General features: G+C 32.4%; 11 protein-coding genes. 6 read left to right on the top strand and 5 right to left on the bottom strand.

The features are described from left to right. Positions 1-13 precede the first annotated feature (13 nt). The 6 genes from Q4Q40_RS10065 (at position 14) to Q4Q40_RS10040 (ending at position 8,088) form a co-directional block, all read left to right on the top strand. A complete protein-coding gene (locus Q4Q40_RS10065; RefSeq protein WP_303301670.1) occupies positions 14-1,639 on the top strand; it encodes a beta-N-acetylhexosaminidase in 1,626 nt (541 codons plus the stop codon). Between the two features lie 438 nt (positions 1,640-2,077). After that, positions 2,078-3,235, top strand: coding sequence for a caspase family protein (locus tag Q4Q40_RS10060; RefSeq protein ID WP_303301669.1), 1,158 nt, complete (start codon positions 2,078-2,080; stop codon positions 3,233-3,235). Next, positions 3,232-4,692: a hypothetical protein gene (locus Q4Q40_RS10055; RefSeq protein WP_303301668.1), complete on the top strand. Its 1,461-nt coding sequence runs from the start codon at positions 3,232-3,234 to the stop codon at positions 4,690-4,692. Before Q4Q40_RS10060 ends, Q4Q40_RS10055 begins: the two co-directional genes overlap by 4 nt. After that, positions 4,692-5,771, top strand: a complete 1,080-nt coding sequence (locus tag Q4Q40_RS10050; protein WP_303301667.1) for a ComEC/Rec2 family competence protein — start codon at positions 4,692-4,694, stop codon at positions 5,769-5,771. Before Q4Q40_RS10055 ends, Q4Q40_RS10050 begins: the two co-directional genes overlap by 1 nt. 39 nt (positions 5,772-5,810) lie before the next feature. Then, entirely contained in the window at positions 5,811-7,562 is a 1,752-nt protein-coding gene (locus Q4Q40_RS10045; RefSeq protein ID WP_303301666.1) for an amidohydrolase family protein, read from the top strand. 31 nt (positions 7,563-7,593) lie between these two features. Next, a complete protein-coding gene (locus tag Q4Q40_RS10040; protein ID WP_303301665.1) occupies positions 7,594-8,088 on the top strand; it encodes a hypothetical protein in 495 nt (164 codons plus the stop codon). A 35-nt stretch (positions 8,089-8,123) separates the two neighbouring features. Here Q4Q40_RS10040 and Q4Q40_RS10035 read toward each other — a convergent pair whose 3' ends face one another. Genes Q4Q40_RS10035 through Q4Q40_RS10015 form a run of 5 tightly spaced genes read right to left on the bottom strand, consistent with a single transcriptional unit; the run spans position 8,124 to position 11,855 of the window. Continuing rightward, positions 8,124-9,260, bottom strand: coding sequence for a type II secretion system F family protein (locus tag Q4Q40_RS10035; protein ID WP_303301664.1), 1,137 nt, complete (start codon positions 9,258-9,260; stop codon positions 8,124-8,126). Then, the gene (locus Q4Q40_RS10030) at positions 9,260-9,724 is read right to left on the bottom strand and encodes a PulJ/GspJ family protein (protein ID WP_303301663.1); all 465 of its coding nucleotides are present in this window, start codon (positions 9,722-9,724) and stop codon (positions 9,260-9,262) included. Before Q4Q40_RS10030 ends, Q4Q40_RS10035 begins: the two co-directional genes overlap by 1 nt. Positions 9,725-9,778: 54 nt before the next feature. After that, on the bottom strand, positions 9,779-10,120 hold the full coding sequence (locus Q4Q40_RS10025) for a hypothetical protein (RefSeq protein WP_303301662.1): 342 nt from the start codon (positions 10,118-10,120) through the stop codon (positions 9,779-9,781). Further along, positions 10,108-11,391: a bactofilin family protein gene (locus tag Q4Q40_RS10020; protein ID WP_303301661.1), complete on the bottom strand. Its 1,284-nt coding sequence runs from the start codon at positions 11,389-11,391 to the stop codon at positions 10,108-10,110. The genes Q4Q40_RS10025 and Q4Q40_RS10020 overlap by 13 nt, the downstream gene beginning before the upstream one ends. Then, entirely contained in the window at positions 11,391-11,855 is a 465-nt protein-coding gene (locus Q4Q40_RS10015; protein ID WP_303301660.1) for a hypothetical protein, read from the bottom strand. Before Q4Q40_RS10015 ends, Q4Q40_RS10020 begins: the two co-directional genes overlap by 1 nt. Positions 11,856-11,858: the final 3 nt, after the last annotated feature.

The raw sequence follows: 11,858 nt of genomic DNA, 5'->3' as shown, positions 1-11,858 counted from the left end.
AAATATATAACAGATGAAAACCCTATTTTTCTTAGTAACTCTTGTAATTGTTTCTTGTTCTAACAAGTACGAAAACACCGTAAATTCAGAAGAAGATTATCAAATAATTCCAAAACCAACGGCACTAGAAATGTCTAACGGACGGTTTTTAATAGATGAAAGCACTAAAATAAGTGGGGATTCTAAGTTAGAGAATGAGGGGCATTACCTCTCAGATTTATTGAGCAAAGCGACAGGAGTTTCGGTTCCTTTTGGAAAAGGAGAAAGTACAGAGGGTACTATTATCTTAAAGTTAGATGCTGCTATAGAAAATAATGAAGGTTATACATTATCGGTTTCATATAATCAGATTATAATTTCAGGAAAAACAACCCAAGGGGTCTTTTATGGCATACAGACCTTGCAGCAATTAATGTCGTCTTCTACCAATAAGACAGATGAATTAACCATTCCTGCTGTTACAATAAATGATAGTCCCAGATATGTTTATCGTGGGATGCATTTAGATGTGGCGCGTCATTTTTTTCCTGTTGAATTTGTAAAAAAGTATATCGATTTAATTGCCATGCATAAAATGAATACATTTCATTGGCACTTAACAGAAGATCAAGGTTGGAGAATTGAAATAAAGAAATACCCAAAGTTAACCAGTGTGGGGAGTATTAGAAAAGAAACCATTGTTGGTCATGGTAATACATGGAAATCAAAAGATGTTAAATATGATGGTACCCCCTATGGAGGTTATTATACGCAAGAAGATATAAAAGATATTGTAGCGTATGCTGCAAAAAGACACGTAACTGTTATACCCGAAATTGAATTGCCAGGACATTCATTGGCAGCGATTGCTGCTTATCCAGAATTAGGAAATACTGGAGAGCAATATGAAGTTGGTACAAGGTGGGGGGTATTTCCCGAAATTTATGCACCTAGTGAGGAAACATTTCAATTTTTAGAAAATGTACTGCAAGAAGTTATAGATTTATTTCCAAGTAAATTGATTCATATAGGAGGTGATGAAGCACCAAAAACACAATGGGAAGAAAGTACATTAGCACAAGAAGTTATTAAGCGCGAAGGTCTAAAAGATGAGCATGAGTTACAAAGTTATTTTATTAGAAGAATTGAAAAATTCTTAAACTCAAAAGGAAGAAATATAATTGGTTGGGACGAAATTTTAGAAGGTGGTTTAGCACCAAATGCTACAGTGATGTCGTGGCGAGGAACAAAAGGAGGTATTGAAGCTGCAAAACAGAAACACAATGTTGTCATGACACCGCATCATTCTTGCTATTTTGATCATTATCAAACTGAGGATAAAGAAAATGAACCACTTGCTATAGGCGGAAAAACAACCGTTAAAGATGTGTATAACTACGAACCAACACCAGAAGAATTAACAGATGCTGACAAAAAGTATATTTTAGGAGCTCAAGGCAATGTTTGGACAGAATATATGACTACACCTGAATATGTTGAATATATGGTTCTGCCTAGGTTAACCGCTTTATCTGAAGTGGTTTGGTCTTCTAAAGCGTCCAGAAACTGGAACGATTTTCAAAAACGTTTACACCATTTGGTGAAAATGTATGATGCCATGAATCTTAACTATGCCAAACACAGTTTAGAAGTTGACTAACGTTATTATTAATTTCACAGAGCTATGGTTGACTGACAATGTACCTGTAAACTTAAAAGATAGTCAAACCTTGAAACAATTTCAATATATGGTTTGAGAATAAGTCAATCTTCAGTAAAAAAGCCTCCACAAGTTTTCTTGTAGAGGCTTTTTTGTTTTTCATATAATTTCAAAACAATAAAGTAAAGCAAAGCCTTTAATGGTATATTCTTGCTTATAGTTTAGGGTTAAATGACTTCTATATTTTGTACCTTATTATTTTTACAGTTAAATTATTTTTGTAACTTTATAACTTGCAGGTGTGAATCTGTATAGTCTCTCACTTAGAATTATTATAGCAACTACATTTCGAATAAGAATACCTAAAGAACTTTAAGGCTTAAAGAAGCTTGCTTTTAGGTGTTTTTTAACTTTTAGTATAACTATTTGACTATAGATATGGCATTAATATTTTCTAAAAATAATGATGGAGCCCCCCAAACACATGCATTTATAATTGGAGTAGGAGGTTACCCATTTTTATTAGGAGGGATACATGAGCAGCAACAAGTTATTGAACATATTGGGCTTCTCAAACAACTAACATCGCCCCCTAAATCTGCATTAGCTTTTAGAGATGGACTTCTAGCCATTGAAAGTGATCCAAACATACACCATAATAAGCCTTTAGGGAGTATAGAATTATTACTGTCGCCATCACCAGACGATCCAGAACCAGGGATTCCAGGCGAAGTATTCGAGGCTGCTACTTTTAATAATATTTCTGCTGCTTATAATGATTGGAAAAAGCGTTGTGACTCTCACGAAGATAATGTCGCTATTTTCTTTTTTTGCGGACACGGGGTCGAAAAAATGGACCACTTTCTTCTTGCAGAAGATTTTGGAGATAATCCAAATAACCCCTGGCAGAAAAGTATTAATTTTAATATGACCCGAAGTGGTTTTCATAGCTGTAAAGCAAATACACAATGTTTTTTCGTTGATGCCTGTCGACAGATTACAGGAGAAATGCTTTCTAGTGTTGTATTAGGAAATGCTTTAGATACACCTAATTTGCTTACAACGCCTTGTTTAAATGACCTTACTACCGAGGCTGCTGCAAAAACTAAAGCAGCTCACGGTCCTAAACGGAAACCATCCTATTTTACACAAGCACTTCTAAAAGCACTGAATGGTGTTGTTGCAGATAATAAAGGAAGACATGGCTGGTCTGTAACTACTGGAGACCTTGCTGTTCATATTCAAACTGTTATGGGAATTGTAAAACCAGGACAAGACCATGTAGGTCGTTGCCCTAGTTTCCTTAAAACACCTGTAGATTTAATTCGTTTTGATAATCCGCCTTTAGTCGCATTGTCGATAGCTTGTAACCCTGAAAATGCAACACCTTTAGCGAATTTAAGCTGTAAAGATCTTAATACATTTAACACGCAAACCAGAAATCCAAATGGAATGGCGTCTTGGGAAATAGACGTTATATCTGGGATACATGAATTAACAGCAGAATTTCAAAACTCAGAATTTCAACCCTGTAGGAGACATGAAAATATTACACCATTAGATAACTTTAAAGAATTAAAATGTCTTCCGTTATGAGTCTTCTAGATATACATACTATTGTTAATAGTTTTGATGCAAAGCAAATTCCTAAAAAGGTTAAAATATTTGATGCAGCTTTTAAAGAAGTTAAATCCTTTTGGCTTACAGGTAAAGATTCCCAATCTATAGAATTGGAATCTGGCATGTATGTGATCTCCCTTGTTCTTCCCTCTGGAAAAGAAATGGAGCAAGTCGTTAAAGTTGACTCGCAATCGGAGTATAAAATAGAATTTGATCTTTCTACATTAAGTCCTCACGAAACTCATGAATGGGCACACATGTCAAAACAAGTTGCTGCGACATCCAAAGTTAATTTGAATGATACAAAATATTTAGGCTCTTGGATTCGTCTTTGGCATTTAAGTAATGAACAATGGACAACAAAAAAACTTAATATTACAGACTCAAGTTCGTGGGATCAAGATGGCGTAAGTTATACTTTTCATATAAATGAAGAGTTACAATTTTTACAAGTCGGAGGTCCTAATATTCCTTGGCGTTTTATTGCTTTACCCCCAGCTAGAGAGCTAAAATGTTTAATAAAACCTAATGACGGTCCTACAAAATTTGTACACCCACTCGAAATTACTATCACTACAGAAAATTGGGAAGCCGAAACCATCCTCACATTGCTTGGTACTAATGCTAATGAAAAAGCAGAAGAACTTTATGAGCACTCATACTTAAAAGAAGTTTCTGCAGAAGATTTATTATATGGAAAAATGACAAACCCTAGTGCTGCAGCTATAGGGGCGTATTATTTATTAAGGTTGGAAAAATTTGATAGGCTTCACAATTGGGCAAAAAATCTTGCCAATTGGAAAGAATGGATGCCAGATGGATCTGTTATTTGGGCGTGGCAATTAATAAAAAAAGGTAGGAAGACTGGAAATATAGATTTGGAAGAAATTCGATCTAGACTTTTACAAGCAGTGGAGCGAGGCATTCCTATTTATACAGAAGGTTTAAAATTACTTTTAGAAGGTCTTAAATTATTAAACTATACAAACAGAGAAGATGAAGCCATTAAAAAGGCACTACTAAAAGTAAGCGCATATACAGAATCTGCAAATTGGAATTCTACAGTAACTATGTTTAATGGAGAACATCCTGAAAAGCCAAATAAAAAATCACGAAAAGGGGCACCGCGGCACACAGATAATCTGGCTTTTATTTATGATGTTCCAGCTAAGGCTATTATAGATATGACAGACTTAACTCAAAATGATATGATCGAAGTTATTACAGACGCCAATGAATCAGTAACATTCAAAGCTGCTAAAGAAGGGGGATTTGTATCTGAAAAAGGAGGGAAATATAAGTCTATTTATAAAGCGGCAAATCAGTTAAAACGCTCTAAAAAGAATTTAAAAAAATTTAATATTAAATCCTCTAATATAGATTTGGAAAGCGAAATAAGAAAATTCAGGAAGGGAGATAAATATTTAGGATAATGATAAAACTAAAATTTTTACCCGCAAGGTTTGGAGACTGTATTTGGATAGAGTACGGTGATGGGGAAGATCGTAATCGTATCCTAATTGATGGCGGAACTGCTGGAACCAGACACGACATTAAAGAGATGATAGAAAGTCTTCCCGAAGAGGATAGGTATTTTGAGCTTATGGTAGTAACACATATTGATAAAGATCATATAGCAGGTATTCTTGGGCTTCTTGAAGAAAATGACCTCGGGTTTAAAGTACGTGATTTTTGGTATAACGGGTTTAAGCATTTAACGGAAGTAGAAGAAGTTGTCGACGAAAATGATGAGGATTTTGGTGCTAAACAAGGCGAACACCTAACACAAGCTATTTTAAAACACGAGATTTCGTGGAATGGTGATTTTAATAATAAAGCAGTCGTTGTAGACTCCGATATACTTCCAAAAATAACTTTACCAGGAGGCATGCAATTAACATTGTTGTCTCCAACACCAGTGCTTTTAAAAGATTTAAAGCCTAAATGGGTAAAAGAGGTCACTAAAGCTAATATGGTTCCTGGAGGACCTCCAATTGTAGAAGAAGAGGAAGAGGAAGATGAAACTTTTGGTGAAGCTATCCCAGATATAAATGCCTTAGCGCAAACAAGCTTCCATGAAGATCATTCCGAAGCCAATGGGAGTAGCATTGCTTTTTTAGCAACTTTTAACGCTAAGTCCATTCTTTTTTGTGGTGATGCGTTTCCTTCTCAATTAGTTAAGACACTTAATATTATAGAACCAGACCGCAAAATAGACATTGATCTTATGAAAGTTTCTCATCATGCAAGTTCTCATAATACAAGCCCTGAGCTTTTAGAAAAAATAAAGTGTAGTAACTACATCATTTCTACTAATGGGTCAACTTTTAAGCACCCTAAAGCCGATACTATTTCACGAATTATAAAAACCTCTGGAGCAGGTACCCAATTACTATTTAATTATAAGTCATCTACCAACGAAATATGGGGTTTGAATTCTCTTAAAAATGCTCATAATTATGATGCTATATACCCAGAAACGGGTATAGACGGCATAGAAATAGTATTGTAATTTACAAACTGAAAGTAGAAGTAAAACTCATGTTGTATTATGAATGATAAACCTATAATTAATTGTCATACTCATATTTTTAAAGGAGAGCACGTACCTCCTTATTTAGCAAAGACTTTTGTTCCTAGATGGTTGAGTTTTGTTTTGTATACACCACTTATTCTTAAGTTGTATAAAATAAGTGTTAGAAATAAAAGTGAAAAATATACAGGAGAAGCGCGTCAAAAAAAACGAAATCTTACATTATTCTATATCTGGCTACAACATAGAAAAGTATTATCGGGATTCTTTAAGCTTATTAAAATTATACTTACTATACATGTTTTATTCATTGTGTTTAATTGGTTAGCATCTTTTACGGCAACCCCATCACAAAATATAATTTTAAAGTATATATTGAAGTTAGAAAGTTGGATGAAAGAATGGTATTTATTACTAACTATAACAAATCTGTATGTTAAAATTCTACTGGTAGTAATTGTCGGATTATTTATAAAAAATGGACGTAATTTTATAATTTTTGTTATAACAAAAGCTTTTAAACTAGCGGGAGTTTTACCAGGGAAGATGACCAAGGATCTTATTAGTCGTTACCTGTTATTAGGACGATTTGCGCTATACAAAGATCAAGATAGAATATTTGGAGCTTTGAAAGAACAGTATGCACCTAAAACAAAATTTATTGTGTTACCAATGGATATGGAGTATATGGATGCTGGAGATTTAAAACCTGAAAACACATACAGGCACCAGATGCAAGAGCTTGCAGATATGAAAGCAAATGGTGTAAATAAAGATCTTATTTTACCTTTTGTATTTGTAGAACCAAGAAGAATTCCTGATGAAGATGATTATTTAGTTTATGATAAAACCGAATTTCATAAAGGAAAAGTTATGCTTAAGGATTGTTTTATAAAGACTTACATTGAGGTTAATAAATTTAATGGATTTAAAATTTATCCAGCATTGGGATATTATCCATTTGATGAAGCCATATTACCTCTTTGGAAATATGCAGCAGATAAAAAAATCCCCATCATGACGCATTGTATTAAAGGGACTATCTTTTATCGAGGGAACAAAAAAACAGATTGGGACAAGCATCCTATTTTTAAAGAATATGCTAGAACAACAGATCCCAAGTATGATGAATTACTGTTGCCAGAATCTAAAAATAAAGATTTCTCACTTAATTTCACCCATCCGTTAAATTATCTTGTACTGTTAAAAGAAGAGCTGCTAAGGATTAAAGTTAGTACATCTAGTAAGGATGTACAGACTTTATTTGGGTACAATGGGCCAGATAAACCAATGGATCGCAACTTGTCTCATCTTAAGATTTGTTTAGCTCATTTTGGAGGGGAAGACCAATGGGAAAAATATCTGGAAAAAGATCGCTTTCATTATAGTAATGCACTAATTAAAAAAACGGATCATGGCATTGAGTTTTTGTATACGGATGATAATAAAAAAGACATAAGTTGGACAAAACTTGAAAATTGCTGGAAAAAAGTAGACTGGTATTCCATTATATGTAGTATGATGCTTCAACATAAAAATGTATACGCAGATATTAGTTATATTTTACATGATAAAGACATCTTCGATTTACTTAAACAAACAATTAACCACCCTGTTTTAGGACAAAAAGTATTGTTCGGAACAGATTTTTACGTGGTGAGAAATCATAAGGCCGAAAAAAATCTTGTTGTACAAACTCAAGGTAATCTAACCCCTGATGAGTTTGCTCAAATAGCTCAATTAAATCCTAACAATTATTTATATAATTAATATATATACTCACTTTTAAAACGAAACAATAATGAGCAGATTATTTTATGAAAAAACAAAAACAACTATTCAATATGGTAATAGCAGTCTTGATGAAATAGAGGAGGAGACGTTTGGAGAAGTTAAGACAGTTTCAAATAAGAAAGATACAGAAGGTTCGGAAAATGAAAATAGAGTGAATGGTTATCTTGAAAAAATCTCTCGATTAATTCCTAGTGAAATTATTGCAGGTTATTTAGCGATGTTTGGGTTTGTACCATTAATTGAAAAAGAAGATGTTCGTGGTTATGTAATTTGGATTATATTTATAATGTGTCTGATTTTAACGCCTATATATTTAAACAAACAAGCAGAAAAAGGTAAACCTAAAATAAACCATCTTTTGGTTTCTAGTCTAGCTTTTATTATTTGGGCTTATGTTACTACAGGAATGAAATTAGTTCCAGAGTTATACGATGCCGCAGCAGCTTCTATTGTATTAGTCGCATTTAGTCTAATAAGTGCGGTAGTACCTTTAAATAAATAGCATCGTCTTACTTAAATAATTAGTTTTTTTAATAATCACCCCATCACACTACTCAACTTAAACATAGGTAAATACATCGCTATCAAAATAACGCCCACTAAAATACCTACAATTAATATTATAATAGGTTCCATAATGGTAGACAGCATTTTAGATTGCTGCTGTACTTGAGTATTATATTGCATATTAAGTCTATCAAAAATAAACTCGGTTTGATTGGTTTCTTCTGCAACTCTAACAAGTGCGATCATTTTAGCATCAAATAGTTTATGTTCACTTAAACTGTTACTTAACGATTGTCCTTTTAGTATGTGCTCTTCTACCGTTTCTAAGGCATGTTGTAAGGGATAGAAATCTATCATTTGTTTTACCAACTGAATGCTATTAACCACTGGGACTTTAGAAGCCGTTAATAAAGAAATTGCTTGTGTAAATTGAGATAAATAGATTGATTTTACAAAGTTGCCAATAAAAGGCAATTTTAAAATAAGACGATCTTTAATATTCTTAAATTTTTTCTTTTTATTCAAGAAAGATTTTGAAGCTATAAGAACTATAACTATTAGAAGCATCAACCAGCCATAAGTGCCTGCAAATTCAGACATACTAATAATAAACTTTGTAATAGCTGGTAATTCGACACCTTGTTGTTTAAAAATGTCTTGAAACATAGGTACTACAAACCGTAACATAAATGCAACAACCAAAACGGCGGTACTTAAAATAATAATAGGGTAGGTTAGTGCACTTATAAGGTTTCTGTGTTGCTCGTTTTTTCTAGCAAAAAAACTTCCCAATTGCTCCATAACCTGATATAAGGAGCCTGTTTCTTCACCAATTTTCACCGAATAATACTCGTAATCTGTAAACTGTTTTTGAACTTTTAATGCTTCAGAAAGACTTTGCCCAGAAACGATATTATTAGAAATAATATTTAAAACATCTTTGTTTTGTTTCTTTTTTTGTGAATTTTGAAGTAATTCTAACCCGTCTTTCAAAGTAATACCAGCTTTTAACAATACACTCAACTCCGTATAAAAATCTTCTTTAATTTTATTGCCAAAAGGGGTGTTAAATAATGAAATCTCCTTTTTAAGAAAAGATGTTTCTTTTAAATTTTCCTTTAAAATAGAAGGTTTCTTTTTCTGTATGTTATCTAATTGAAATGCCATTAATTTAAGTAGTGAGTTGCATCATTATCTTTAAATATAAAAAGTTGCTGACTTTGTAATGTCTTGGATGTTTCTAATTTTAAAGCATCAACAAAACCTTGGTTTATTTCATTGCCATCAAAAAAAAGCATTTTACTTTGTGTTTCAATATTAAAAGTGTCTAGATTCTTAATTATAAAGGTTTTGTGAAATTGATAACTTATTGAATCTATTGCCGTAGCAAATGTTAATTTATCTTCTAATTCATTATATTTTATATCCGAATATCTGTTAAAATCTAACCAAAATGACTGTTCTAATTTGTTTAGTTCTGTATTCTTAGCGAAATTATTTTGAATGCCATACATATGCTTTTGTACCAATGATAGTACAGAGAAAGCTAGCCCTACAACAATACTGGAAAGTATTAAAACTACAACCATTTCATTTATGGTAAAAGCCTGTATTTTTTTATTATTTTTCATTTGCTATAATTAATGTAATTCACTTATTAAGTGTTTTGGGGTATATTAAAGTTATTAATTAGTACTCATTTCAACACTTTGTTTTGAATAACTCTGATTAGTTTCTGTATTTATAGCCTCAAATAAAATAATGGTTTTATTACCATCTTTTTGAGTCGTAATAGCTATATCCCAAGAATTAAAATCATCATAGTAAGGAATTATTAATTTCTCATTTTTGCACAAATATTGTAATTCGTTTATATGTGCTTCTATGGCTCGGGTATTTTTTTTAATAGTATTGGAAAATAGATTATTAAGAATCATGCTGGAAATCATAAATATCACTACAATTAAAACTGTGGCGACCAAAGTTTCCATAAGAGTTGATCCTTTTATTTTTTTTAGTACAACCATTTTATAACATCTTTTTTAGAATTTTTAAATGGTAATCCTACATATTCTTCAGGCAATTCGTTTATTAAAATACGACCATTATAAATATGATTTTGATAGATAGATCCAGATTGGTTAGCAACAAAATTAGATGTAAATACACTGCCATATACACGTCCTTTGAGTTCTAAATTTCGATTGCAATAGACTTCGCCTGTAATAGTTGCGCCTTCCTCAATAATAACTTGTGCTTTGAAATTTTTCTGTTTTTCTGTTTCAGAATATACAACAGTGCCTCTTATTTCAGTTCCTTTATCTATCATGATACCCTGAAATTCATTTTTCTGGTTGCTAATAACATTTGAACTTATAGAGACCGTTGTTTGATTTAAAATAAGAGCGGAAGGGTAATTGAGCTTACAGTTTTTGCCCACGTTAATTTTTTTTGAAGCTATGGTTTGAAATGTCCCCATAACATGATTCTTTATATCAATTACTGGAGCTATTAAAATGACGTCTTTTAAATTAGAACTGGCATCAACCGTGATCTTTGTTTTTGATTGTACTATAATGTGCCCCATTAGGGTAATTCCAGAAAGGTTAATGTCTGTATTGCTATAAACTATTTGTATCGGATTGTAAAAGGAGTTTTTGTGTGTTCTATTAGAAGTTACATCTAAAAAATGATCGCCTGAGATGTCTTTAATGGTATTGTTAACATCCTTTAATTGTTTATATGTTTTACTTAAAAGTTCTGGAAGACTGTGGCTTGTTTTTGTTTTGCCATAAATAAGTTGATCGCCATAGTAAGCGTGCCCAGCTATATTCCCTGTACGGACACCTTGTTTTGGGAGATATGCAACTCCTTGTATTTTAGTATTTCCAACCACAACCAGTGGTTTGTTTTGCTCTTCAACATAAAGTGCTACTCTATCCGTTTTAGGTTGAGAAGCACCAACCAAAGCGATTCTTTTAAAAGTATTGGTTTTTATTTTTGATATAGAAACCATCTTTTCATACAAACCCCAATAATCTCGATGTACTAAAAGTGTTTTATAATCTTGATCTTGTAGCCTAATAGAAATGGTATCATTGGTTCTTATAGTATTCTCAAGAGCATAAGCAATGCCCTTTTTTGAGTTATTAATGGTTTCTAATACAAAATCGTTTTGAATACTAAATTGTTTATGAGTATGTATTAAAATAATAAAAGCAGCTAATAATAATGCAATAACAACAACTATAAACATAGTGAATTGTAACGCACCCGCTTTTAATTTATAAAACATCATTAAGCTTTGTTAATTGTTTTTCTATGACCTTTAGAAGTAATAGTAATAACTTTTGCATTAGCGAATCTTAATTTTATACCACCAATATCTTGTCCAACTTTCATAAGATACTGTTGCCCGTTAATCGAAATCACGAAAATTTGTGATTTGCTTTGTTGTTTAGCAACAGTACCATGATATATTACTGAAGGCCAAACAAACTCTTCTTTTGGTTGAGCCGATTTTCGTTTTACAATGGTTTTCTTTTTTTTATATAAAGTTCCTAAAAAGGGATCACGATCAACGGCTCTAATTGAAAAGGTATCAACTGCGGTATTAATCTGAGGGTTAAATGAAACAGCCAGATCTTGTTGTAAAGTTTTCGGTGGTTTTGGATTCAATGCACCTAACATTTTAAATCCAATAATCCCCCAAATAGCCAAAACACCTACTAAAAGCATATATGTTTTTGTTTTACCTTTCATCCT

Origin of the sequence: Flavivirga jejuensis, from assembly GCF_030540765.1 — a bacterium.
In the GTDB taxonomy this organism is placed as follows: Bacteria; Bacteroidota; Bacteroidia; order Flavobacteriales; family Flavobacteriaceae; genus Flavivirga; species Flavivirga jejuensis.
Note: the sequence above shows the minus strand (reverse complement) of the source record. Positions and strands in the feature narration are given on the sequence as shown.